This window comes from Clostridiales bacterium, from assembly GCA_015243575.1.
Lineage (GTDB): Bacteria > Bacillota > Clostridia > Peptostreptococcales > Anaerovoracaceae > Anoxybacterium > Anoxybacterium hadale.
Genome location: CP042469.1, coordinates 4,405,449 through 4,431,951, shown reverse-complemented (window position 1 = coordinate 4,431,951; position 26,503 = coordinate 4,405,449). Strand labels below are relative to the sequence as shown.

At 45.6% G+C, this 26,503-nt stretch carries 20 protein-coding genes and 1 pseudogene; 5 read left to right on the top strand and 16 right to left on the bottom strand.

Going from position 1 to position 26,503, the window contains the following annotated elements; translation table 11 throughout:
* Nucleotides 1-28 precede the first annotated feature (28 nt).
* From FRZ06_19430 to metG, 4 genes are all read right to left on the bottom strand, one after another.
* Nucleotides 29-1,429 (bottom strand): FtsW/RodA/SpoVE family cell cycle protein, encoded by a 1,401-nt coding sequence (locus tag FRZ06_19430; GenBank protein ID QOX65370.1) that lies wholly within the window; start codon nt 1,427-1,429, stop codon nt 29-31.
* Nucleotides 1,422-1,760 (bottom strand): PadR family transcriptional regulator, encoded by a 339-nt coding sequence (locus FRZ06_19425; protein QOX65369.1) that lies wholly within the window; start codon nt 1,758-1,760, stop codon nt 1,422-1,424. The genes FRZ06_19430 and FRZ06_19425 overlap by 8 nt, the downstream gene beginning before the upstream one ends.
* Before the next feature lie 325 nt (nt 1,761-2,085).
* Nucleotides 2,086-2,880 (bottom strand): TatD family deoxyribonuclease, encoded by a 795-nt coding sequence (locus FRZ06_19420; GenBank protein QOX65368.1) that lies wholly within the window; start codon nt 2,878-2,880, stop codon nt 2,086-2,088.
* 296 nt (nt 2,881-3,176) lie between these two features.
* A complete protein-coding gene (gene metG / locus FRZ06_19415; protein QOX65367.1) occupies nt 3,177-5,093 on the bottom strand; it encodes a methionine--tRNA ligase in 1,917 nt (638 codons plus the stop codon).
* A gap of 970 nt (nt 5,094-6,063) precedes the next feature.
* Here metG and FRZ06_19410 point away from each other — a divergent pair.
* Nucleotides 6,064-7,995: a collagen-like triple helix repeat-containing protein gene (locus FRZ06_19410; GenBank protein QOX66019.1), complete on the top strand. Its 1,932-nt coding sequence runs from the start codon at nt 6,064-6,066 to the stop codon at nt 7,993-7,995.
* Nucleotides 7,996-8,354: 359 nt separating this feature from the next.
* On the opposite strand, the gene FRZ06_19405 is transcribed toward FRZ06_19410, so the two are convergent.
* The 3 genes from FRZ06_19405 to FRZ06_19395 are packed head-to-tail and all read right to left on the bottom strand — an operon-like array spanning nt 8,355 to nt 10,357.
* A complete protein-coding gene (locus tag FRZ06_19405) occupies nt 8,355-9,449 on the bottom strand; it encodes a DUF4097 domain-containing protein (protein QOX65366.1) in 1,095 nt (364 codons plus the stop codon).
* Nucleotides 9,442-10,116: a DUF1700 domain-containing protein gene (locus FRZ06_19400; GenBank protein ID QOX65365.1), complete on the bottom strand. Its 675-nt coding sequence runs from the start codon at nt 10,114-10,116 to the stop codon at nt 9,442-9,444. The genes FRZ06_19405 and FRZ06_19400 overlap by 8 nt, the downstream gene beginning before the upstream one ends.
* Nucleotides 10,037-10,357, bottom strand: a complete 321-nt coding sequence (locus FRZ06_19395) for a PadR family transcriptional regulator (GenBank protein ID QOX65364.1) — start codon at nt 10,355-10,357, stop codon at nt 10,037-10,039. Before FRZ06_19395 ends, FRZ06_19400 begins: the two co-directional genes overlap by 80 nt.
* A gap of 286 nt (nt 10,358-10,643) precedes the next feature.
* Here FRZ06_19395 and FRZ06_19390 point away from each other — a divergent pair, with 286 nt between their 5' ends.
* Together FRZ06_19390 and FRZ06_19385 are read left to right on the top strand one after the other, a co-directional pair.
* Complete coding sequence (locus tag FRZ06_19390) at nt 10,644-11,006, top strand: BlaI/MecI/CopY family transcriptional regulator (protein QOX65363.1); 363 nt, start codon at nt 10,644-10,646, stop codon at nt 11,004-11,006.
* 2 nt (nt 11,007-11,008) lie between these two features.
* Nucleotides 11,009-13,141, top strand: coding sequence for a DUF4825 domain-containing protein (locus tag FRZ06_19385; GenBank protein QOX65362.1), 2,133 nt, complete (start codon nt 11,009-11,011; stop codon nt 13,139-13,141).
* Nucleotides 13,142-13,271: 130 nt separating this feature from the next.
* Here FRZ06_19385 and FRZ06_19380 read toward each other — a convergent pair whose 3' ends face one another.
* The 4 genes from FRZ06_19380 to FRZ06_19365 all read right to left on the bottom strand — a co-directional run bounded on the left by FRZ06_19380 (nt 13,272) and on the right by FRZ06_19365 (nt 18,807).
* Complete coding sequence (locus FRZ06_19380; GenBank protein QOX65361.1) at nt 13,272-13,784, bottom strand: shikimate kinase; 513 nt, start codon at nt 13,782-13,784, stop codon at nt 13,272-13,274.
* Between the two features lie 175 nt (nt 13,785-13,959).
* Complete coding sequence (locus FRZ06_19375) at nt 13,960-14,721, bottom strand: transcriptional regulator (protein QOX65360.1); 762 nt, start codon at nt 14,719-14,721, stop codon at nt 13,960-13,962.
* Nucleotides 14,721-15,530, bottom strand: coding sequence for a MerR family transcriptional regulator (locus tag FRZ06_19370; protein ID QOX66018.1), 810 nt, complete (start codon nt 15,528-15,530; stop codon nt 14,721-14,723). Before FRZ06_19370 ends, FRZ06_19375 begins: the two co-directional genes overlap by 1 nt.
* 391 nt (nt 15,531-15,921) lie before the next feature.
* Nucleotides 15,922-18,807, bottom strand: coding sequence for a hypothetical protein (locus tag FRZ06_19365; GenBank protein QOX65359.1), 2,886 nt, complete (start codon nt 18,805-18,807; stop codon nt 15,922-15,924).
* Between the two features lie 231 nt (nt 18,808-19,038).
* On the opposite strand from FRZ06_19365, the gene FRZ06_19360 reads away from it, so the two are divergent.
* Together FRZ06_19360 and FRZ06_19355 are read left to right on the top strand one after the other, a co-directional pair.
* A complete protein-coding gene (locus FRZ06_19360; GenBank protein ID QOX65358.1) occupies nt 19,039-20,478 on the top strand; it encodes a hypothetical protein in 1,440 nt (479 codons plus the stop codon).
* Nucleotides 20,477-21,043, top strand: a pseudogene (locus FRZ06_19355) (response regulator transcription factor). The gene FRZ06_19360 and the pseudogene FRZ06_19355 overlap by 2 nt, the downstream one beginning before the upstream one ends.
* A 45-nt stretch (nt 21,044-21,088) precedes the next feature.
* Here the strand turns inward: FRZ06_19355 and FRZ06_19350 are convergent.
* From FRZ06_19350 to FRZ06_19330, 5 genes are all read right to left on the bottom strand, one after another.
* The gene (locus tag FRZ06_19350) at nt 21,089-22,333 is read right to left on the bottom strand and encodes a hypothetical protein (protein ID QOX65357.1); all 1,245 of its coding nucleotides are present in this window, start codon (nt 22,331-22,333) and stop codon (nt 21,089-21,091) included.
* 235 nt (nt 22,334-22,568) lie between these two features.
* Nucleotides 22,569-23,408 carry an ABC transporter substrate-binding protein gene (locus FRZ06_19345; protein QOX65356.1) on the bottom strand — a complete coding sequence of 280 codons (840 nt, stop codon included), beginning with the start codon at nt 23,406-23,408 and terminating at the stop codon, nt 22,569-22,571.
* A gap of 69 nt (nt 23,409-23,477) precedes the next feature.
* Nucleotides 23,478-24,170: an ABC transporter permease gene (locus tag FRZ06_19340; GenBank protein QOX65355.1), complete on the bottom strand. Its 693-nt coding sequence runs from the start codon at nt 24,168-24,170 to the stop codon at nt 23,478-23,480.
* Nucleotides 24,167-24,910, bottom strand: coding sequence for an ATP-binding cassette domain-containing protein (locus tag FRZ06_19335; protein ID QOX65354.1), 744 nt, complete (start codon nt 24,908-24,910; stop codon nt 24,167-24,169). The genes FRZ06_19340 and FRZ06_19335 overlap by 4 nt, the downstream gene beginning before the upstream one ends.
* A 290-nt stretch (nt 24,911-25,200) precedes the next feature.
* On the bottom strand, nt 25,201-26,499 hold the full coding sequence (locus tag FRZ06_19330) for an O-acetylhomoserine aminocarboxypropyltransferase/cysteine synthase (protein ID QOX65353.1): 1,299 nt from the start codon (nt 26,497-26,499) through the stop codon (nt 25,201-25,203).
* Between the last annotated feature and the right edge of the window lie 4 nt (nt 26,500-26,503).

Sequence of the window (26,503 nt, the reverse complement as noted above, 5' to 3'; positions counted from 1 at the left end):
TGTAGAAATAAGGGAAATTTCAAGTCAGTCAATGATGCCTCCAAGCTTTAAAATCGATGATAAGCCTGCCGTCTTCCATACGAAAAACGCTATTCTGCGAAAACTTTGCCTGTCGATTCATCTGGAAGGAGATCAAATTATTTCTTCTCCAGACAGACAAGATGATACCTATATAGACCATACAGACAATATAACCCGTATAGCCATAGGACACAAGCGGCATGGGAATGCCCATGGATGGCAAAATTCTAAAATTCATTAGGATATTGCATGCAAACTGAGCAGATAGCATCGTGCAGGCAGACAGAGCCAGGCAAAATCCGTAGCCACGTTTTACCTTTTTTATTGTCAGAAGCATTCTGACAATAAAAATTCCGATCAGGGCGATTAAAATCAGTCCTGCAGCCCAGCCGAGGGTTGCAATTACGTTGATCAGGATATATTCCCCCGTGACATCGGGCATCATACCCAAACCATGCCCCTGATAGGTAGCATTGGTCTTGCCAAACCACTTGGAAAGAGAAAGCCATATGCCTGCCAGATTTTGCTGATAATCCACCTCTGTTCCACCAGGGAGCCAGCCCAAGAAACGCTCCACACGATTGGAATTCGACAGTATGTAGTATAGCAGCAATCCTACAGAAACAGTGCCGGTAGAAGAGAGCAGAATAAACTGATTTTTTCTGTTTCCGCTGAAATGATTCTCTGCCACGGCAGCGATCAGCAAAACAGCATAAGTAATTGCCACGATGAACGCTGCCGCTATGCTCGGCATGATCACTAGCAGCATCAGAGAGCAGGCACCGAGCAGGATCATCTTTAACGAGCCGCTGGTCCCCTTGCCTCGATATCGTTCTAAAAAACCCGCAAATGAAATAACAAACAATAAGCTTGCAAGCTCCGGTACTGAAATGGTAAATCCGCCGCCGATGGGAAGCCACCTTTTGGCACCGTTCATCTGGATGCCTGCAACCATCGTGAACAGAATCAAAATACTTGCTGAACAATAGAGCGGCATTGACATTCGTTCCAATTTTGTATAGTCATAAAAATAGAATACTGACATGACGCCAATCCCGATTAGAATGGATACGACATGCCTTAAAAACTTGGTGTTGTCATCACTAAATTGACTGCTTGAATAAAGGACAATCCCTCCAATTACAGTAATCAGAGCCACCAGAATCAAAAGGGACCATTCGGTCTGCGGCTTGTGCTGCCGATGAAGCTTTGCCCCTATTTCGCCAGTATTTCCCATTGCAGAAATGGCCAGATCAAGTGCCTTTTCTTCCGAAATCCCTTTTTCAATATTTTCTTCCATTAAATCACAAATGTGTTCGCTTAGCTCCTCCCTGATCTCTTTGTGAACTGCTTTGCACTTGATATGCTGGCAAACCTCATTTAAAAATAATGATATCTTTTTATGCATAGCACTTACCTCCAATCACAGAGTTGATCGCTTTTGAATAGACTTCCCACTCGGATTTTTTATTGCAGAGGAGGGTTTTACCTGCTTCTGTTATTCTATAATATTTCCTGCGTTTTCCATTGTCGGCATCAAACCAATAAGACTCGATGGCTTTCTCATTTTCGAGTCCATGGAGCATGGGGTAAAGGGTTCCCTCCTTTAGCTCGAATACTTGATTTGACAGCATTTTCAGCTCGTGGGCAATTTGATAACCATACATATCCTCCCGATCCAAAAGAGATAGGATCAGAATCGATGTACTTCCTTTCATCAGGTCTTTGTTTATTTTCACTGTGCACCTCCCATATCATCTACGCAAATTACATCGTCGCTTGATACCTAGAACAACTTTATACATAGATTTACTATGTATAATATAGCCTGGCTAAATATCTTCGTCAATACCACCAAAGTAAAATACCACCAAAGTAAAATTACGGCTCGGTTTTTTGACACCAAAAAGCGAAAATCAGCTGATCAGATGTGCGCATGAAAGGAATCCGCGTTACATTGGGACAAATAAAAATGAAGTTTAAGAGAATACGCTCGTGGTGTTCTCCCAAACTTCGTTTGTTTAACGGATGGTTTCTCTATGAGTCTTTCATTTCTCAAGTAGCCTAATCAATGGAAAAAAACTTCTTTGCATTTCTGCAGGTGATCTCCGCCGTTTGCTCATAGGAAAGCCCCTTGATTTCAGCGACCTTTCTAGCAGTATATTTAACGAAGTCCGGCCTATTACGCTTTCCCCGCAGCGGTTCGGGGGTCAGATACGGAGCGTCGGTTTCCACCAGAAGATGCTCGATGGGGATTTCCTGCACCACCTCCACTGTCTTTCTGGCATTCTTATAGGTGACGGGGCCAGCGATGGAAATGGTTGCCCCCAGTTTGACGTACTGGGAAGCCAGCTCTTTGCTGCCGGAGAAACAATGAAGAAGCACTTTGGCATCTCCAAGCTGATCTTTTCTCTTGGTACCAAAAGCGCCCTCTTCTTTCAAAATTCTCATCACATCATCATTGGCATCTCTGTCATGAATCACGATCGGCAGGTTCAGCTCCAGCGCCAATTGAATCTGCCGTCTGAACCAATACTGCTGCACATCCTTTTCCGAATGATTATAGTAGTAATCCAGACCAATTTCACCGATGGCCTGAACCTTTGGTTTTTTCGCCAAGGCCCGAAACATATCCAGTGTCATTTCATCCATGGTCTTTGTATCGTGAGGATGGCAGCCTACAGCAGCATAGCACCACGAATATTTCTTTGCATGCTCTGTGGCCTTTACAGAACTGGCCAGATCATAGCCGATATCCATGACATAGCTTAAATCCGAAGCCTCAATGGATTCTATAATCTCATCCCTGTCATCATCATAACGTTCGCTGTTGATGTGGGCATGCGAGTCAAATAACATTTTAATTCCTTTCCTAAAATGCGGCTTTCCCTATCTTTTGCCGCACACGCTCGCTATGCTCGGATGGCGGCTTTCCCTATCTTTTGCGACACACGCTAAGCTATGCTCGGACGGTGCCCGCAAAAGATAGGGAAAGCCGCTTCGATATAGTCAGACAGTGTCCGCAACAAACACGGGCAGGTAACTTGGTTTAAGTGTGTTATCAGTCATGTCGGATTGTATTCTCGTAGAAACCATCCGAGCGAAGCGAGCGGTTTCCGAGAGAATGCATCCGACATGACTACAGATTATAAATTTTAGTTAACTGAATTTCCGTTTGGGGCGTCCGTGGTCACGAATTCCAGTTTTTCTCCGTTATCCGCAAAGAGGATCATTCCCTTGGACTCTTCGCCTCTGAGGTTGATTGGCTTTAAATTCGCGACTACGATAACCTTCTTCCCCTTCATCTCTTCGGGTGTAAAGAATTTAGCTACGCCGGATACGATCTGTCTCGTATCTGTGCCGATCTTTACCTGAGATACCAGCAGTTTGTCTGCTTTCGGGTGTTTTTTGCAGTCGAGGATTTCTCCAACCTTCAGGTCGATCTTTTCAAAATCATCGATGGTGATTTCCGGTTTAAATTCAGTCTGAGGTGTTTCAGGCTCTTCCGGCTTGTCATTGAGTGCAGCAAGAGCTTCCAGCTCCTTCTCCACATCAAGACGCGGGAAGATAGCATTGCCCTTCTTCACCTTTTCGCCGCCCATCATGTCGAAGGTCAGGGCATCTTCCCAGACCACATCTGCATACCAGATTCCAAGCTGCTTTCTGATCTCCTTGGAGGTGGTGTGCATGAACGGGTAAATCAGCACCGATACGATGCGCAGCGCCTCTGCCAGATTGTGCAGAACGGTGTCCAAACGATCCTTTGTGGACTCTTCTTTGGCCAGCACCCAGGGCATGGTCTCGTCGATATATTTATTGGTCCTTCTGATAACAACCCAGATTTCTTCCAGCGCCTGACTGAAGCTGAACTTGTCCATGTACGCTTCCACTTTTTCCGCTGCACCAAGTGCAACAGCCTTCAGTTCAGCGTCGAATTCGCCCTCAGCTTTTGCAGCAGGAAGAGTTCCTCCGTTGTATTTTTCAATCATGGCAACGGTTCTGCTCACCAGATTGCCAAGATCATTGGCAAGATCAAAGTTCATTCTGTTCAGCATGACCTCATTGGTGTAAAGACCATCCTGACCGAAGGTATATTCTCTCAGAAGGAAGTACTTCAGCGCATCTACGCCGTAGCGTTCAATGAGCTTCACCGGGTCAACAATATTTCCTCTGGATTTTGACATTTTGCCGCCCTCCAGCAGAATCCAGCCGTGGCCGAGCACCTTCTTTGGAAGGGGTACTTCAAGAGACATGAGCATTGCAGGCCAGATGATGGAATGGAATCTGACGATTTCCTTTCCTACAAGGTGGACATCACAAGGCCAGTACTTTTCAAACTGATCCGGCTCGTCGGGATAGCCCAGCGCTGTGATGTAGTTGGAAAGCGCATCAAGCCATACATAGATTACGTGCTTTTCATCGATGGGTACGGGAATACCCCAGCTGAAGGAGGATCTGGAAATACAGAGATCTTCCAGCCCCTGCTTGGCGAAATTCAGCATTTCATTTCTTCTTGTGTCCGGCTGAAGGAATTCCGGATTATTTTCGAAGAGATCTATAAGCTTATCCTGATACTGGGAAAGCTTGAAGAAGTACGCTGATTCTTTCGCCTTCTCAACAGGTCTTCCGCAGTCGGGGCACTTTCCGTCAACACTTTGTGTCTCAGTCCAGAACGCTTCACAAGGAGTACAGTACCAGCCCTCGTATTCTCCCTTATAGATATCGCCCTTGTCGTACATCTTTTTAAATATTTCCTGAACCCGTTTTATGTGGCGGGGTTCTGTCGTTCGGATGAAATCATCATAGGATATCTCCATGGTCTTCCAGAGTTCCTTGATTCCTTCAACGATCTCATCGACATGCTGCTGCGGAGACATACCCTTTGCATCAGCCACCTTCTGAATTTTCTGTCCATGCTCATCGGTTCCGGTCAAGAACATGACATCATATCCGGTTAGCCTTTTGAAGCGTGCCATGGCGTCTGCCATTACGGTACAATACGTATGCCCTATGTGCAAATTGGAGCTAGGATAATAAATTGGTGTTGAAATGTAGTAGGTTTGTTTTGTCATTTGTTATCTCATCCTTTCGTGCCCCGAATCGAATGGGATCCGGCAGCTTATTAACATCGTCTGACGATGCGGTCGTAATAGTATAACACAGCTTACCCTCCTCTGACAAGGTGCAGCACGCCTGAAGCGGCGAAATTGGAACGTCGGCGGTGTTCTCGTCCTTGTGTTACGCGGCCCTATGCTAACGAAAAGCTAGCAACGGCTTTGCCTCCTACGCAAGCTGTGCTTTCTACGCTGTCCGTTTTTCCATTCTGGCTAAAGCCAGGGAAAAAAGGCAACGGCAGTGGGCAAATTTACCTTTGCAAACCGTGTTGGACCTTGTTAAAGGTGGGTACGCCCTTATAAAAATAGCTTCTCCCATTTTCTCACGTCTTACGCATGAGCCTAAATTGAAAATAGTTATTTCTACCCCAGAGGGCAAGGAGGTAATTAATTGAAGACATAATATGTCTGGTTTTTAGGACATTTCCTTTTTTTCGGCATAGTATAATACAGCAGCATTTCGCTGTATTGTAAAACATTTGACTCGTAATAAAAGATTTAAGACATTCAAGTAAATTAAAAGTTTATAAGTTCAATTTTTATATTAGTTTCGGAAATTAACATCAGAAATCAAACATTACGAAATATTGATCGAATTTTAGGAGACTTAATAATGAGTGATATCGCATTGCAAATTACGCGCACTCCAGGAGGCTCCGTAGTCACGGGAGCGAATGTAGTCTTTGATCAGATTTTATTTTCTTCGGGAAATATAAGCTATAACACCTTAACCGGCGTCATAACATTTCAAGAGCCGGGGAGGTATGTGATTAATTGGTGGGTTGCAACCCAAATATCTCAGTCAATCAATGGCTCTTCATTCATCCTCCAATCGTCTCAGGGAGACGACATCGTCGGAAATTCTCCGCTGAAGACTGGAGAGGTAAGCGGAGTCGGCATCATAGAAACAGTTACTGCTCCGGTTACTCTGGCATTAGTTAGTATAACTTCGGCAGAGGTCTTTTACTCTGCTATCGTCCCGCCTTCAGCCTCACTGATCATTGTTCAGGATGATGCTGCTGGAGAAGGCCCCACCGGCCCGACAGGAGACACCGGCCCGACAGGAGACACCGGCCCAACTGGCGACACCGGCCCGACAGGAGACACCGGCCCAACTGGCGACACCGGCCCAACTGGAGGCACAGGCCCAACTGGTGATACAGGCCCTACCGGAGGCACAGGACCAACTGGAGACACAGGCTCCAACGGTGATACAGGACCAACTGGAGACACAGGCTCCAACGGTGATACAGGACCAACTGGTGATACAGGACCCACCGGAGGCACAGGCCCTACCGGTGACACAGGCCTGACTGGAGATACTGGCTTGACCGGAGACACAGGCCCGACTGGAGATACCGGCTCGACCGGAGACACAGGCCCCACCGGAGACACAGGCCCGACTGGAGACACCGGCCCCACCGGTGACACAGGCCCGACTGGAGATACCGGCTTGACCGGTGACACAGGCCCGACTGGAGATACCGGCTCGACCGGAGACACCGGCCCCACCGGTGACACAGGCCCTACCGGCGACACAGGCCCAACTGGTGATACAGGCCCTACCGGTGACACAGGCCCGACTGGAGATACCGGCTCGACCGGAGACACAGGCCCGACTGGAGATACCGGCCCGACTGGTGACACAGGACCGACTGGTGACACAGGACCAACTGGAGATACCGGCCCCACCGGAGACACAGGCCCTACCAGTGACACCGGCCCAACTGGTGATACAGGCACAACGGGAGACACCGGGCCCACAGGAGACACTGGCCCCACCGGAGATACTGGCCCTACCGGAGATACTGGACTCACAGGAGACACCGGACCTACCGGAGACACCGGTCCGACAGGAGACACCGGTCCCACCGGACCGGAAGGAGGACCTACCGGAGACACTGGACCTATCGGCGACACCGGACCTACCGGAGATACCGGACCTACCGGAGACACCGGTCCGACAGGAGACACCGGACCTACCGGAGACACCGGGCCTACGGGAGACACCGGACCTACCGGAGATACCGGACCTACCGGAGACACCGGTCCTACCGGAGACACCGGACCTACCGGAGACGCCGGTCCTACCGGAGACACTGGACCTACGGGCGATACTGGACCCACGGGCGATACTGGTCCAACAGGCACATTTGAACCCAATCCCTTTGAAGTTTACGTTCAGGCGGGCGCAGTCGGAGGAGACGGTACGCAGGCTAATCCCTTCGCAACGATCCCTCAGGGCTTGGCCGCCGTGTCGCCCACAGGAACCGTGCATATCCTGAACGGCACCTATCCCGTTACCGCAACGATCACCGTAAACAAAGCCAATGTGACGCTGAAGGGGTATCCGAACACGCTACTTCTCCTACAAGGAGCGGTCATCGCCCTGCTGGTCACCGGCACGGGTGTTACCATCGACGGGATGACCATTACCAGCAATAATCCCTATGTGGTGGAGTTCATCCAGTTTGCGGGATCGAACCACAAGCTCATCAATAACTATATCTTCGGGCCGCCTCAGGCAGGGGACTCAAGTACCTGGGTCGTCAACCGTGGGTTTGTAACGCAATCCAACGTAACCAACTTGATCGTCCGGAATAATATCTTTTATTTCCTCCGGCAGCCTGCGTACCTGAACCCCAATTCCACAGGCTATCTCCAAAACAACGTCGTTTATAATACCCGCGGATTTGTGGTCGACGGAGCTATCTTTGTCCTTTCCGGAAACTCCTGGGGCAGCCCGACTAATGCTGTGGATATCGCATTGTTGGTAGGCACGATTGTGGGTCCCCCCTATGACCCGCTCAGTGAGTTAAGCAATAACAACAGCGTCGCTTCGATTCAAGACAGTAGGTAGCGGTTGGCTTCCCTGATGAAAAGATCATCAAAAAAGCGTGCTTCCAAATAGAGGTACTATGCTCCCTTCTAGTACAATGTAACACTTAATTGTGTATTTATGATGCGCCGAATATTTGCTCTAATACAAGACGTCGGAAAGAGGCGTAACGGTGTCTACGCTGATTGACGCCAACACAGTAGTGGGGCAAAGAGGCAAGTATCACGCAACTTTTAGGTGTTGCATGGTACTAGGTTGACTAATAAAATTTGATGCTACTTCGAAGGGAGCATTAGCAAAAAAACCAGCAGATATTGTCCTGCTGGTTGAAGCATCATAGATTCCCCACCCTCAAAGGGCGCTTCATCGCTTGTTATAGGTTATTGATCAAACGCAACTTGAATATCACCTAGGCTTGCAGAAACTTTCAGATTATTCGTTGCACCGTTTTTGGCCTGTATACTGCCGCTGCTTTCATTATCGCCAAGGGTTACCTCACCCAGACTTGTTTTCAAATCATAATTGAACTGGGATTCTGCTGCGCCAAGGCTTACGGAAACAGTTCCTAAGTTCGAGGTGATATCGGTATCACCAAGGAGGATTCCGCTCAGATCAATGTCTCCGCTCTTATTTTCCACTTTGAGACCCTTTGTGTTCAAATTTTCTGCAGTGAGCATGCCAAGACTCAGTTTCAGCACTCCTTGTTCTGTTGTTACACCGGATAAAAACAGATCCCCTGACAGCGCTTTTGCCTCTAATTGATTCACTTCTACATTTTTCAGCGAAGTCTCTCCTAAGTTGTTTGTCACGTCAAGAAAATCCCCCTTCACACCCGACAGGCTGCAGTCTCCGCTGCCAACAAAAGCTTTTATCTTGTTTGCGGAAATATTGCTTAATTCAAGCCTCCCCAAACCGTTATTAAATTCTACAGTTTCTGCGGTGATTCCGTCAAAGGACATATCTGCCATAGCGGCTTTGATTCGCACTTCCTTCAGTTCAGAGTCCTTGGGATAATAGATTTTAACTCCAACTATACTGCCCCGCCCACTGTCACTATCGCTGCCTCCGATATGAATGCTCAGATCAATCCCTTTGTTAAAGAATGAACCATTACGCTCTTGAACGACCAGCACACCATCCTCGATGCTATATTCGGGCTTTCCATAACCCGTATCGTATACCCCTTCGATCGCATATTTGTCACCGGCAATCAACTCCACAGGATAAAGGTTCATATCCGTCTTTATGCTGTTGAACGGAGCAAGTTCTTCTTCAAACGACTCCAGCTTTCCGCTGCGTGTAATGGGACCATCCGCCTTGCTCCCATTGCCCCAACCTTTGCCAACATGAACTCCAGTCTTGTCGATAGAGATGGGTTGGTTCCCTCCTGCTGCATAACCTGCTCCTGCCAGAAGCAGACCCACAGCCACCATGGCTGCCGCAGTAATTGCAATACCCTTTAATGATTTATCCATCTATTTCATCCCCCTTTGATTTTTTATTCAGTTGCCGATTCATGGTTTTTGCTATACTGCCGAAAATCCCCCTTGCAGCAAGCACAATTAATATCCCTGCCAATATTGTAGTTCCTAGAACCGCCAGTCCTACGCCGATGGTGAATAGTGCAACCGGCAAGCTTGTAGCAATTACCGCAACGCCTGAAATCACCACGACAATTCCCCCGAAGAATAATGCTGCAACACCAATGATTAAAGCGGCAAGAAGGCCTATCAGGGCAGCTATGAGTCCGATCGCAAGCATTGCACCGCCAATGGCAAGAGGAAGTGCAATGGGTGCCGCGAAGATTGCCAGTATTACCAGCCAAACTGCAGAAATCCCCTTTTTCACTGTTAGCCTTTTTTCTGCATCCAGCTGCCTGACAGCGGAGTCCGCTTTAATTCTTGCGGCGATCTGATACGGTGAACCCAGCTCTTCCAAAACCTTCTGCTCGTTTTCTTCTCCGGCATCGTCAAAGTATTCATAATAATAATCTAAAGCAGACTGCCTCTCCTCACCCGGCATTCGCGACAGCTCCTGCTCCAGCTTGCTGAAAAATTCCGATCTATTCATCGTCATCCCCTCCACATAAAAGTTGATCGACTTGCGTCTTATACAAAATCCAATCTCTTTTGTAATCCTCATATTTTTTCTTGCCAACCTCGGTAATAGCGTAGTACCTCCGGTTTCTCCCCTGAAATGGCTGATCGTAAGTTGTAAGGCAACCATCCTTCTGCAGCCGTCTAAGAACCGGGTACAATGTTGATTCCGAGATATCTGTAACATCTCTCATGGTTTGCGTCAGAATATATCCGTAAGTGTCACCCCGTGAAAGCACTGCAAGCACGCAGGCGTCCAGCAGAGTTGATCCCACCTGAAACCCCATTCCGATACCTCCTTTATTGATTCTGCTTATTCTAGTACAGCGTATTTAAATTAATTAGTCACTAAGCTAGTTTGCATCTAATATTATTTTATATTCAATACTATACATCGTATAATATTGTTTGTCAACGATTATCGTGCATATATTTTGCAGGGAATCCTCCTGCAAAATCTTTTTGCGGAGGCTCCGGCTTCATTTCAGCAAAGAGGATTGTCTGTCTTGACACTTTTGTCTAATCATGTTAGACTACTTTTAGTCTAATGACATACGACAGGAGGATTCATAAATGGAACAATATAAATTAGGGGAGATGGAGCAAAAATTTGCCGACATGATTTGGGCAAATGTGCCAATTAGCTCCCGCACGCTCACAGAACTATGTGAAAAGGAATTTGCTTGGAAACGTACCACAACCTACACCATGTTAAAACGACTGTGCGAGCGTAGGATTTTTGAAAATAATAATGGTACAGTCACCGCTCTGATGTCCAGGGCTGAATTTGGAGCTGCACAGGGAGAACAGTTTTTAACCGATGCTTTTTCCGGCTCACTTCCACAATTCTTGGCGGCATTCACACGCCGGAAAAAATTAAGCTCGAAAGAAATCGATGAGATACAGCTCCTGATCGATCAATATAAGGAGGGCTGACGATGGTTGACAAGATTTTTTTACAAGTATTAAATATGAGCTTCACTGCAAGCATCGTCATTTCTATTGTATTGATTGTAAGATTGCTTCTGCGAAAAGCGCCAAAGGGATTTTCCTATGCGCTGTGGTCGGTGGTTCTGTTTCGTCTGATTTGCCCCTTTTCCTTTGAGAGCATATTTAGCCTGCTGCCCACAAAGGCAAATCCAATCTCACAGGATATCGTCTACATGCCAATACCTGAAATTGATACTGGTATTATGGCGATGAATCATTCTATCAATGTGATTCTCCCTGCCGCAACACCGCAAGCCAGCGCGAATCCATTGCAAATCTGGATGTTTATTGGCAGTCAGCTCTGGTTGTTGGGCATTGCAGCTTTGCTGGGATATAGTCTTGTTACACTATTGCGTCTAAAAAAACGGTTACAGGATGCCACTCCGTATCAGGACAATATATTTACTTCTTCAAAAATCGACACTGCTTTTGTTATGGGAATTTTTCACCCGAAGATCTATCTTCCCTCTCACTTAAGCGATACCGAACAAACCTACATCCTGCTCCATGAGCAAACTCATATTAGAAGGCTTGACCACATTGTCAAGCTAATAAGCTTTTTGGTTCTTAGCATCCATTGGTTTAACCCGCTTGCTTGGATCGCATTCTTCCTGAGCGGAAAAGATATTGAAATGTCTTGCGACGAAGCGGTGATAAAACAGCTGGGGAATGATGTGAAAAAGGACTATTCCACCTCACTGCTTACCCTTGCAACTGGCAGAAGAATTGTGGGCGGCACCCCCCTTGCTTTTGGTGAAGGCGATACAAAAGGCAGAATCAAGAATGTGCTGGACTATAAAAAACCTGCATTTTGGTTGGTTGTCGTTGGGATAATAGCAGTTGCTTTTGTCTTGATCGGTTTCACGACAAATCCAAAGGAGGGTCCCGATGGATTGAAAGGTACCATTCCATCGGAGCAAAACGGAGTGCAAGGCATGTACCCTACTGAGGATTTATGGGATGCCCGCACGAAATATGTTGGCGATAATTCAGCGGTTGGAACGCTGATTGGTTTGCTCCCTGTACCCATTGATTTGAACTATGACCATTTTGCATTGCAAACTAGAGCGCAGCCATACCATGTCGAAATTGTATATTCTGTTTCAACACAAAAACTGGCAGCGTATGACAAAGAAAACGCATCCCTAGCCGATTCTTTGAAGACAAATGCACTGCTCTTGATGGCTTTAATAGAAAATGTAGATGAAATTCAGGCCACATTGACAGATGGCAGCAGAAAAGTTAGCTTTACCTATGACCGGGAATGGGCAAACCAAACGATAAACGGGGATGTTCGCGACTATGCAAAGAGCCCAGAAAAGTTACAGAAACTGATTGATTCCATCGGTTCAGGAACAACGAATGAGACAGTTGCCGCCGTATACTCGATTGCGAAACTTGGCAAAAATAATGAGGTGCTTTCCGAATTCTCTTCTGATACTCAGAAACTGGCAGATGCGATGATCATGGATGCCTTTATGAAATCAGCGGCATGGGAGGGGGTGGACATTACCACCCTTGAGGAATGCTATCGTATTCGCCAGATATTACCGGAAACAAACGAGATCCATGATTATTATGCTTATTTATTGGAGGATGGAAAAGCCGTTCTTCAGATGAACAGAAACGGAATGTATACCAGTCTCTCCAAGGAGCTTTATGCACAGCTTGTTTCTTCCTTTGAGTCGGCAGAGGGTATGTTCTTTTGGGTAAAGCCTGATGAGCCACCACAGGTCATTGGTGATACCGCTGCGGTAGTTTGGCTCAAGTCCTTCATGGAAGCGGATACGCCTGATGATAGCCGTATTACAGATTACAAAATTACAAATGTGACGGTCATTGCAGGAAATCCGAAGCAGGGTGTGAAGTGGGAGGACATGGCCTATCAATATGTCGTACGGCTCACATATAATATTACTACAGCCGCCGAGCAGTATTCTGCTCCCAGCGACGGCATTTCGGGCAAGGGTACTTTCCAGAATTTGTTCCGGGAACTTGGCGTTAAGGTTAAATCAGTCGATGGCGGCGGCTATCAGATTGTCAGCGTTGGCACTGGCGGCGCCGAACAGGAATTTGATTGAAGGAATCGGTTTCAGGTCCCATCTTATAAATAGATTAAGCCTTCGTTCAACCATATGTAAGAGACGAACAACAAATACAAAGCAGTATCAAAAAGACAATTAAGCCAGCATTTCATGCTGGCTTAATTCGTTAGGAAGACGGCATGCTGAGCTTCACCGTTTCTTTTATCTTCTGTGCCGCATCCTTGATGTCAAGCCCCAGGGTGTCAATTTTAAGATGCCCATACTGCTCGTATAACGGAATCCGTTCCTCATAAATAGTCCGAAGGGTTTGTCCTTCTTTCATAGAGATTCCCCGTTCTGTGATATCCCCAAGGCGACATTCAATTTCATCAAAGGGCAGCTGCAAATATACGACAATGGCGGTTTCCCGGTAATGTTCCATTGCTTCTTTTCCATATACGACGCTGCCTCCGGTTGCGACAACGGTATTGCTGCCGCCGATTTGAAGGTTGACTTCATTTTCTATCTGATTGAATGCTTCAGGGCCGTCATCCTCAAGAATCTCGGTGAGGAGCTTTCCTTCCCGCTCCTGGATCAAAAGGTCCGCATCGATAAAATGGAACCCCATAATCTTTGCGAGGATCACGCCCACTGTGCTCTTGCCACAGCCCGGCATTCCGATTAAAACGATATTTTTCATACTAGCCTCCGTTACGCTGTTCCGTTCCCTATTCTGCAAATCCGTTACATAAGTTCTTACTCCAATGGTTTCCAACATAATAGATCCATTTTGCGTATGTTTCAATTATATCATGCATTCCAATAATTAAAAATACCGCCGGCGATAATTGAAGCCTGCGGTATTGATCGCACTTTTATTCGACCGGACAACGCAAGATTGTTTTCAGCTTATCTTGCGCAGTTTTTCTTGGATCATTCAGATAGATCTCATGGTGTCTCCGTACCGTACCGTCACCAAGTACTTGACCCACAGCACTGCAAAGATTATTTTCCTCCAAGAACTGCTCCATTTCAGCAAGGGATCTCGGCTCATCATCGTAGGGTCCAAGGTGCATCATTTGTATGCATAAGCCCTCTTCAAAAGAAACCAGCCGTGCTGTAGAAGGATCAAATTCGGGTTTCTTGCGAAGTACTTCTTCACGAGCCCAGTCAAGGATCTCCTGATTGATAAACTCGGGCTGCCGGATCATCGAAGTCCAGCAAAACCGATCTTTTTTAGAATAATCCTCACCAGACACTTTCTCTTCAGTATGGGTTTGATGTTCCCCGCGATAAGATTCCTGCACTCCAGAATGGATCTCCTTATTATCTGACAGCCACCAAAGTCCCTCCAGCGGAGGAACCACATAGGAAAAATAACCCAAAGGACGTTGAGGGCCTTTTTCACTCATTTTAATGGCATAGGACAGTGCATACAACAGTCCCACCGCAGTCTGATATTCCCCCGCCGGATCATTTGGATTTCCTTTCCCATCCACCATAAGAAACGTGATAGATGGGACTCGAATTAAGGAAGGCTTCGCTTTTGGCTGGTACAAATCCTTGTATTCCTTCTTATAGTCCAGCTTCTTTTCAGTGCTGCCGAAGCTTGCATCGTTTTTTATCTGCTTTTCCATCAGGCTACCCCTCCTGAAACAGGAACAATGATATCAGTAATATAGCCGTCTTCATTCCCTTTGAAGATCATTCCCGGTCCTTTCCGATAAACTTCCCTTGACGGTGTCAAACACGCAAGACCATTCTCACCTGCATAATCAAAAATTGCTTTGTAAGCCATATTCAACTTACTGTAGCTACCCACATGGGTTGTGCAGATCGCCCGTATTGCAGGCAGCGTCTTCCCTTCAACATCAGGATGACGAATGAGTTTCTTCGTTGGCAAGCATAATTCCAAATCCGCATCCTCCTCACGATACTCCGCATCATGATAGCACTGGATAGGTGCTCCCGCCCCCTGATCCTTCACAGCTTTATAGAGCTTACCGATATATTTGCCGGTGTCGTCGTATTTCCCTCGATATCTGATTGCAGCCACAGTGACCGAAGGAATATCTTTTACCTCAATTTGATAATTCATACGTTTCTCCTCTCTATCATTTGGTTTGATGTAGAGGTTCATTTTCTTGATCAGCTCCTTTTCTTTCAAAATCCGATTTTGTATCATGGTTCTTTTTTCTTCCAAATAGCAGGTCAAGTCCGAGTCATCCCGGCAGTTTTCAAGTACATCTCGAATTTCAGCAATCGAAAAATCTAGGCTGCGAAGCAGCAGAATCCTCTGCGCTTTGGCAAAATCCTCTTTGCTGTAATAACGATATCCTGTCTCCGAGTCTCTGCAGGCGGGCGTCAGTATGGTTTCCTCGTCATAATACCGCAATGCCTTCACCGAGAGACCTGTTATTTTTGAAAATTCGCTGATTTTATACATCATTCACCTCTTCGCCTCTGTATACAAAGATTCACGTGCTTCCATTCTGGAACTGCAGGACGTATACCAGGCTAACCAAAGTATAAACGCTCCACCGCAGGGGAAAGTCAAGAAAAATTTATTTATGAAAATGATTGATGAAAATAACTCATAGAAATGATTCAGAAAATAATTCAAGAGGAGCTATTCTTCTGCGAGGCAATTATATAAGGTGGTTTATAAACTGTCAATAAAAAACGAAGAAGCACAGGCTTGCGGTCAGCCATGGTGCCGCAGCTGCACCTTTAAAGGAAAAGCCGATTGAGAAATTCTCAATCGACTTTTCTTAAATTTAGGATATTTCCTCCGATTGTCGCAGGTGAGTATTAAATATCTACGGATGATCGGATTCTTATCGCGCATCCACTGATATGGCTAAGTTGTCAAAGCCCTGATAAGGCATACCCGAATCATAGTTCAGGCGTTGGTATACCTGAATATCAGGGTGGAGATCAAGGCTAAAGCTGATCGTTGCCCCTTCCCAATCAAAGCGTTCTGCATCGAAGGGGAGATTGTGCTCTGCATCGGACAAAACAATGGTTCCGCTGTCGGCATCCAGTGAGGTAAATGCTCTTAGAATGTAGGTCTTACCTTCACTTTGAATCTGAAACAGGCAGGCTGCAAAGAATTTATCTGCAAGACCATGATCTTCATCAAAGAAGAGTGTCAGCACCTTTTCAGAGGCATCGAAGTGTGCTGTCGGCACAACGCCTGCCTCGGTCTCCCTGGGAGCTCCCTCAAACGTAAGCACTTCTGTTACAGCGTTCCCTGCGAAATCAACCGCATCCGCCTGTGGCTCCAGAGTGATAAAGAATTTTCCACCGGCATTCAATCTAGGAATGCTGTCGTCATGAAGTTCTATGAAGTAAATCATATCGCTGCCGTCGGTTCGGAATGAGTAATTGACATCAAAGAAGTCCTGATCAATGAAATCTGCAGACTCTTCATCATCTCCGTACTTTACTGTAATATCAAAGCCATTGCCTTCGTCGTCGTCCCAAAAATACAGACTGTTTTCAATGTTCAATGAGATATATTTACCTGTGCTTGATATGGAACTCCCTTTTGCTGCAAGCTTCGCATCCATCGCTGTAGCATCAAACGCTTCAACCAGGTTGGGCACCGTCGCTTCATCCTGCAAGGCTCCCGTTTCCGGTGGATTGTAGCTTATCCTCAGTGCCTCTGTGTCTGCTGCCACATCGTATATGCTCAGAATTACACGTCCCAACTGATTCCTCTCCGGGTTGTTCACTTCAACCTTTTCTATGGAGCCCTCAGATAAGGTAAATGCCGACTCGTCCGGAACAGAATTGGAATCAAGACTTTCATCGAAATGGATATAGATCTGATTCTTGCTTTCATTCATATATGCCGCTTCAAGCCGAGGCTCGAAACGATCCAGCTCCGCAGATACTGCCGGATCAAAAGTGAGCATCGTCGGATTCTGAGAAGTGGACGACTGATCCCTGATCACAAAGAAAATATCAATCCCCCGATTATCTGAAACACTTACATTCGTGGTCAAGGTGTGAGAATTTGTATCTGCAATAGTGATATAAGGAGTTTCGTCCGCGTATACCACCTCATCCTGAGTCCCGGCATGACCATGCACCACAGCGGTTGCATCAGTAGGGCATCCGGAATTGATGGAGTTAACCACCATGAACACTTCCATCGGATTGCTGGTGCTTGCTCCCAGTAGTTTTATTTCAAGCTGAATCCTACCGCTGTCCACCACACTGGCTTTAGGATAACCTGCAGCAAAGCGGGAATCCACTTCAATTGGCTCCTGCCAGCCGCTCCATTTGGCATATACGGTGATATTTGCTGTGATAGGAGTGGCTGCGGTGAATTCAGACAGAAAGGTCCCGTCATCCAGGAACCATCCCAGGAAGGTTGCATTTGCCTTCGTCGGATTCGCAGGCAGACGAATGAGGCCTCCCTTTGAAATCCCAGAGATGGACTTTACCAAAGATCCGCCGTTGGAGTCGAAGGTAACGGTGAAACGCGTACCGTTATTCCCGCCTCCTCCGCCACCACCGCTGCTGGCGGGGGGTGCTGTACTGGTGCTGTCGCTTACGGTCTTACCGTTGACTACGGAATCCATGCCTTTGGAGACGGAGATTTCAGTAATAGATGCTCCACCTGACACTGTCGCTTTTGCATTAAGCACAAGGCTGTCTATTTTACCCGATGCGGACAAGTCCAGCCCCGCTGCATTATTTTCGACGGTTTTAAAATTCCCATCTAGCACAATTTTCTGCCCGCTGATCAAAGAAGCCGGAATTTCTACTTTTTCGATAACTCCTCCTGCCAGCTCCTTCGTCACAAGGATGGCTCCGCTTTCCAGCGTAACAAGAGAAACACTGGTTTTTCCAGTAGCAACAATTCTCACTGCACCATCCACTTTGTTTACAACCAAAGATCCGTCAACGGTTACGCTATTGAAATAAACGGAATTTTCGCCTCCGCCTCTTACGATAACATCTCCGTCAACTTTTATATTATTAAGATCGACCTTACCATTTCCAACTCCCTCGGCAACGATAAGGCTTCCTGAAATATGCATATTTTCCAGGGTTACGTCAGAAGCGTTGATGATTACAGTTCCGTCTATATCACCGGTATATTCCCCTGATTTAATAAAAATTCCTTTCACTGCATTATCAAGCAGTTTCACAACTGACGCTCTTGTAATACTCGCAGCAGGCGCAAAACTGTTATCACCGACTCCAGCCAGATAGCCTTTTGCAACCAGTGCATTCACATAGCCCTTTGCCCAGCTGCCGATATAGGAATCGTCAGAAAAACTTGTATTACCGTTTTTAGCTTTGATTCCCAATGCTCTGCAAAGCATAACCGCTGCCTCTTGCCTCGTTATGTAATCAGCAGGCCGCACCTTTGAACCGCTGCCTGCCATAACACCAGCAGAGTTCGCACGCAGAATAGCATCCGTATACCAATTTTGATCCAGGTCACTAAATTTATTTTCTGCTTTGACCTGGTACTTCATTATTTTATCCAGAATTGTTGCCATTTCACCTCTGGTGATTGGATCGTCAGGCCGAAAGACGCCATTATTTCCTGAAATAATACCCATGTCACTCCATTTAGAGATCTCCCCGGCGCCCCAATGTCCCACAAGGTCAGAGTAGGCCGCCGCTGATACAGGCGACGGTATAAAAGTAAGGATCATCGCCAGGGCTAGCAGGATAGACAGGAACTTTCTTTTTCGCATTTTACTTTCCTCCTTAATGTTTTTAGTACTGCGCACCAAATGAAGTACCCAGAATCGTCCAAATTAATTATATTAGATAGCCACTTCCTTTTGTTCCTAAAAATTATAGGAATTTGTACTCAGAATCGTTCGACATTCTCTTTTAATTCGCTCTCCTTGTGCTATAATTCATGCTAGGAGGCGGTTTTCAGCATTCATATCTTCTTAACCTCCTGGGAAGGGTTTCACCAAATGATCTACATGTTGCTGCTTTGTTTTCTAATTTTCTTGATCTATATCTCTGATCGAAAAAATCCAACTAACCGCTGGGGCGGCATCTCAGGTTTTCTATTTTGTCTAGGAGCTATAAAAGAATACTTTTACTTTGATTTGGTTCCTCTGATTCCCCACGGAACGGTAAATGGTGAACCTCTTGAAATTTACACCCATCTATATTCTGTTATGACAGCGCTCCTATATTGCTTTGCCATGCCTACGGCAATCATCTTTGCAATGTATTTTGCAGGATATGATCCAAATAGTAGCACCCGCTCCCGTAACAAGATGATTTGGGGGGGAATATTTTTCATTCCTCTCATCATCCTGCTGTTTTATAAGCCTCATCTTTTTCGAAGCTATCAGCTGGGAAACTCTGTATTTTGGTACGTTCTGGGCACGTTTAACCTTCTTTGCGGTCTCGTCTTTTCTCTGTTGATCCTGCGCACAGTATTTCAGGAACCAAATCCAAATCTTAGAAGACAGAAACGTCTTGTTGCTACAATTATCCTGCCGCCGGTTATTTATTGGCTGGTGACGATTTTTATTATCCATCCCCTGAAACTGAATGCGTTGTTTAAGCTGTGGCAGGGAAATATTGTAATCGTGATCCTTTCAATCGGGTTCTTTCTTGTAATGTCTTTCCGTGACGGTATTATGGGACTAAAGCTGAGAAGAGAAAAATACCGTTGGAATTCCGATATGTCCAGTGTTCGAAGAAGTGTCGCATTTACCATACATATGTTTAAGAATGAAACAGCAAAAATGGAGTACTGCATTGATAATCTTGAACAGGAATTTCTATCGAAAAATCAAGAAAGCGTGCCACCCACAGAATTTGCTCTCATGCGCCGCTCCATAGAGAAACAGCAAGAGATATTAGAAAGGGCACGACGTCACTCAGACGAAATTATTCTTTTGGAACAACCCTGCTCTATCACCAATCTGATCGAGGAAGCTGTGAGCAGTATATCCTATCTTAACCCTCAAATTACAATCCGCGTGGATTTTAAAGATGATGCATCGCTTCTTTGTGACAAAGCTCATATCCTGGAAACCATAATCAACCTGCTGCGCAATGCTGCAGAGGCCATCTCACTTCGTGGAGAGATTAGGATTTCATACGATTTCGTACCGAAAAAAGGATATGGATTTATCCAGATAGCCGATAACGGCAGCGGGATAGAAAAGAAAGATCTGGATCGCATTTTCGATCCATACTATACGACGGAAAACCCTGAGAAAAACTTCGGGCTAGGCCTTGCATACTGCAGGAATGTAATACAAAAACACGGCGGATATATCAAGGTGCAGAGTACCCCCAACAAGGGCTCTATCATGACCATCGCTTTGCCTTCGGAAAGATTTTCCTTGGAAAGTTTCTCAACAAGAGAGGAGATGGCTGCCATTGAATAGCAGAATAAAAATTCTTTATGTTGAAGATGACCTGGATTTTATATATATCATCGGAAAGATGCTTGAAAAAGAACCGGATTTTGAGATTTGCGGTTATGCAAGGACAAGGGAAGAAGGAATTGCACTAGCAAAAGAACTTCAACCCGATATTGCACTCGTGGATCTGAGTTTGACTCCAAACAATTTTGATGGAATTGACGCCGCAAAAGAAATTCATCTTGTCTGCGGCGCAAAGATTGTGCTCCTCACATCTTTTGAGCAGCCGAAAATCTCCATCGAAGCAAGTAAGCGAAGTTTTGCATCCGGCTATGTATTTAAGAGTCAATGCCAGCTTCTGCCTGAAACAATTCGCAAGACAGCAGCTGGAGCAACCCCGCAGGAACAGTTTATTAAAGCTCTAATTATCGATGAGCTCTCCAATGCAGAGAAAAGCGTTCTTCTCTACCTTCTGGGTGAGGAATTAAAAATTGCGTCCTCAGAAAAAACCATCGCAAATCAGAAAACGAATATTTTTAGAAAACTTGGCGTGAGAAATACCGACGAGCTAATTCGATTGCTTCGTTGACATGACTTCGCATATTGATTTACAGCCGCCATTATCTTGTTCGTCCTACAGATAAATATCCGAAAATTCAACGTTCATTTTTAACACAATATTTTGATGGTCGTTGACGATCTCCTTTAGTTCTGTATCGTTCCTACTGCGATCATGAATTACGAGAGGCATTTTTATAATAAATTCGCTGCCTTTACCAGGCCTGCTCTTCACCATGATTGTGCCGCCCATCAGCTCTGTCAAAGACTTTGTGATAGCCAGTCCGATTCCACTCCCCTCGCTTTTCCTTGTTAACGTAGTTTGTACCTGATGATATCGCTGAAAAACAAGCTCCATCTTATCCTTTTCAATACCAATTCCATTATCTTTAACTGCAATCATAAGGCTATCCTTATAGGGGTACAACCGTATCTTGATTGCACAATCCTTATCAGAGAACTTTATGGCATTTGAAATAAGGTTGAGCATGATTCGTTCCATCATATCCGCATCGCACCTTACCAGTGCCTCTTTCAAACGTGGCTGAAAGGCAATACTCATATTCTTATACTTCGCAAAATCCTGAACCACAATCTTCTCAAGGATGGAAACCATGTTGTAGGTTTTGATATCAGGAGAATAATAACCCGTATCAATCTTTGAAATGTCAATGAGATTATTCACGAGCCGCAGCAGCCGCAAAGAGCTCTGCTTCATTGATTTTAGATGTTTTTTTATTTTATCGTAGTTGGGGCATTCAACATCAGAAAGATACTGTTCAAAAAGCTGCACGGAGCTGAGAAGGACATTGATAGGCGTTCTGAACTCATGGGACATGGTTGCAAAGAAATGGCTCTTGGAAGCGTTCTCTTCTTCCGCATATTCCTTCGCCGCAATGAGCGCAAGCTGAGCTTCCTTTTGTTCCGTGATTTCCTGTACCGTCCCGACCAAAAAGGATGGCTCCCCATGATCATCAAAAATGATATTACCAGCTTTGCTCTGGATATAATGGATCGACTTGTCTGAATGAATGATGCGATATTCAAAGGGGGTTTTCGTCATGATCTGCTTTACGTTGTCAAAGATGTCTATGTCATCGGGGTGAATCACTTTCATAATTTCCTGATTAAGCTTCTCTTTTGAAAACCTTTTATCGATTTCGAAAATATCATACATCTCATCAGACCAGCTAACCGCGTGATATTTCAGATCCCACTTCCAAATCCCAATTCTCGCAATGCTCATTGCCTCTCTAATGATTTCCTCATTCCCAATCAAGTGATTGTACAAGTTTTCCTTCATTTCACCGTCTCCATCCATAAAAAAACATATTGCAATAACTCAAATTAGAAATGATAACAATATTTCAATAGGAAACAGGCTTTCGCTTTTCCTCCAGTCGAAACCCAAGCTTTCGCAGGGAACCTACCTTCATCAGATGAAAAAAAGGGGTGCAACTTACTGTTACACCCTGATGTTTTTGTAGTATATACTCTACACGTAATCCGTATGAAATTCAATAGATTCTTTTACCAGTTCTGTGCTTTCTGCACTTTTAGAATACAGGTACTACAGACCCCTGATATTTTTCTTCAATAAATTTTTTCGTTTCATCTGAAGTCAGGGCCTTTGCCAGTGCCTGAATTGCAGGCTTGGTTTCGTCACCTTCATAAACAGCTACGATATTAGCGAAGGTCTGAGCTGCTTCAGAATCAGCACTTTCGATTGCAAGCGCGTCAGATACTTTGAAGCCGGCTTCCAGTGCGTAGTTTCCGTTGATGATTGCAAAGTCAACATCCTGAACAGAGCGCGCAACAGCAGCAGCTTCTGCTTCAAAAAGTTTGAGGTTTTTGGAATTTTCAACGATATCGTTGGGAGTTGCATCAAGGCCAACTCCATCCTTCAGCTTAATCAACCCTTCCTGTTCAAGAAGCAGAAGTGCTCTTGCTTCATTGGTAGGATCATTGGGAACTGCGATGGTTGCACCGTCAGCAATTGCATCGAGTGATGCTGTCTTTCCTGCGAATAATCCCATGGGCTCATAGTGTACTGCAAATGCAGAAACAAGATGGGTTCCGTTTTCCTGATTGAAGCTGTCAAGATAAGGCACGTGCTGGAAGTAATTCGCGTCCAGCTCATGGCTTTCTACAGCAGTGTTGGGAATGACGTAATCGGTGTATTCTGTGATCTGCAGATCAATTCCCTCTTTCGCCAAAATTGGCTTTACAAATTCCAGGATTTCAGCATGAGGTACGGTGGATGCACCGATCTTCAGTACAGTAGTTTCTGGAGCTCCCTCGCCGCCTTCTCCTTCCGGTTTTGCATCTCCTCCGCAGCCTGCCAAAGCAACTGCTGTCAGGATTAAGATAAGTAACAGTGCGATTGTCTTTTTCATATGATTCTCCTCCTCTTATTTTGAAACAATGCGTTTCAGATATTTCGATGAGTCTGTAATCGACCCATACTATTTCTTGATTCTTCGGTCAATTTTCCTGGAGATACCGTTACCCAGCAGCTGAATCACAGCTACTAAAACAATGAGTATAATAATGGTCGCAAACATGACATCAGTCTGATATTTATAATATCCATAACGAATGGCCACATCTCCCAGACCGCCTGCACCGATGGCACCAGCCATGGCCGTATAGCCGAGAATCGTGATAAAACTGATGGATGCTCCAAGCACCATAGAAGGCAGACTTTCAGGAAGAATCACCTTCCAAACGATCTGACCGATGGTTGATCCCGTGGATTGGGCAACCTCTATGACTCCTGAATCAACTTCCTGCAGCGAGCTTTCCACCAGTCGTGCCACAAAAGGTGTGGCTGCGATTACCAATGGCAGGATTGCGGCTTTCGGACCGATTGCAATTCCCATAACGCTCCTAGTCAGAGGCATTACCGCTACCATTAATATGATAAACGGAATGGATCTTCCTATATTTACAATCCATCCCAATACGGAATTCAAAGTCCGGTGAGCCCATATTCCGTGAGGTTGTGTGATGATGAGCAGTACACCAAGCGGAACTCCGAAAACGTAGGAAAAAAATGTGGACAGCGTGGTTACATAAATTGTAATCCAAGTATTTTTAATTAACAGATCTCCATATTGTGCAAAGAACTCACTCAAATGTGCAAAAAACTCACTCATGCCAGTTCCCCCCTCTCCAGCAGCTTCTTTGTAACATCCTGCTGAGGATTGGATATGACATCCTTTACAAGTCCCTGTTCAATAATTCTGGATTCATCAATGATAGCTACCTTATTGCAGATTTTTTCCACCACTGCAATTTCATGGGTAATGATGATAATTGTAACCCCGAGCTTATGGTTAATATCCTTTAGGAGCTTTAAAATCGAATTTGTGGTCAGACTGTCCAGCGCAGACGTAGGTTCATCGCAAAGCAACAGCGACGGATGATTCGCCAGCGCTCTTGCTATCGATACTCTCTGCTGCTGACCTCCGGAAAGCTGTACGGGATAGGAACCCGCTTTGGAAGTCAGACCAACGATCTCCAGCAGTTCATCCACACGCTCAAGCCGTTGTTTCTTCGCAACACCAGCTATCTCCAGCGGAAACGCCACATTATCTCTTATGGTTCTTTGCATCAACAGATTAAACCGCTGAAAAACCATTCCGATTTTCCTTCTCAGCGTCAAAAGTGCTCTTCCCTCCAAGGCTGTGATATCTAGGCCATCGATCAGGATTTGTCCTTCGCTGGGTTTCTCCAGCAGATTGATGCAGCGAATCAGTGTACTCTTTCCAGCACCGCTCATTCCGATGATGCCATAGATGTCCCCGTCTTCTATCCTCAGGTTTATCCCATTGATTGCTGCAAAATCACCGTTTTCCGTGCTGAAAAACTTCGACAAATTTTTTATTTCAATCATTTACTGCGTTTTCGCTCCTCTCTTGTCCGTAGCATCGAATTGTGCCGCTGCATTGGATCGTATCTTACAACGGTGCTCATCCGGGCAATGTTATCGGTGAAAGATCTTGTCCCCTCCCGACAAACATATATTGTAGCGTTCAAGCAGTGAAAAGTCAAGGAATTCCGGACATGTACAGGGCGATACAGATTTTACCGCATCTATCCTTTCTTGTGCGAATCGACAGCCGCATCAGTCGGCAAGCCTCCGCTTACCGACCAATCCGTATGGGGTCTATCTCTTTCATGCAATTAGTTTATCGAATCAAATGCGTTTGCAAGGTCCTCAATGAGATCATCTATATGCTCCGTTCCAATGGAAAGCCTTACAGTGTTGGGTTTAATCCTTGCGGCAAGCAGCTCCTGCTCCGTCATCTGGGAGTGAGTTGTGCTGGCCGGATGAATTACAAGGGATTTCACATCTGCAACATTTGCCAGCAGTGAGAATATCTCCAACTTGTCAATGAAAGCTTGAGCCTCTGCTGCTCCGCCCTTAATTTCAAATGTAAAGATCGATCCAGCCCCGCCGGGGAAGTATTTATCATAAGCTGCTTTTTCTTTTCCTTCGGAAAAAGCAGGATGATCCACCTTAACAACTTTTTCATGATTGCTTAAAAAGTCGAGAACCTTAAGAGTGTTGGATACATGTCTCTCCACTCTGAGAGAAAGGGTCTCAAGTCCCTGCAGGAACAAGAAAGAATTGAACGGGCTCAGTGCTGAACCAGTATCTCTGAGCAAAGTTACACGCGCTTTGATGATATAGGCAGCAGCGCCCACAGCTTCTGTAAATTTTACTCCATGATAGCTTGGATCCGGCTCTGTCAGATATGGGAATTTACCGGATGCAGCCCAATCGAACTTACCGGAGTCTACGATAACGCCTCCAATGGAGGTTCCGTGTCCGCCGATAAATTTTGTAGCGGAGTGAACGACGATGTCAGCACCATGCTCGATGGGTCTTAACAGGAAGGGTGTTGCAAACGTATTGTCTACGATAAGGGGAATCCCATTTTTATGTGCAATCTCAGCCACTTCAGCAATATCAATCACATTCGATGCTGGATTTCCGAGAGTCTCAATGAAAATCAACTTGGTATTTTCTTTGATGGCATTCTGAAAACCATTTTCTTCTTCCGGATCAACAAACGTAGTTTCGATACCGAAATCCTTTAGGGTATGCGCAAACAGATTATATGTACCGCCATAAATTGTCTGCGCAGCGATGATATGATCTCCCGCATGTGCGATGTTCTGCACTGCATAGGTTGCAGCAGCTGCACCAGAGGATAGCGCAAGGGCTCCGATACCGCCTTCCAATGCAGCGATACGCTGTTCAAACACATCAGAAGTCGGATTCATGATCCTGGTATAGATATTGCCGCCTTCCGTCAGACCAAATCTTCCTGCAGCTGTTGCAGAATCCTTGAAAACGTATGAGGATGTCTGATAGATCGGTACTGCTCTTGCATCGGTTGCCGGATCCGGATTTTCCTGTCCTGCATGAAGCTGAAGTGTTTCAAATCTGAGTTTTCTATCTTTCCTTTCTGTCATCGTC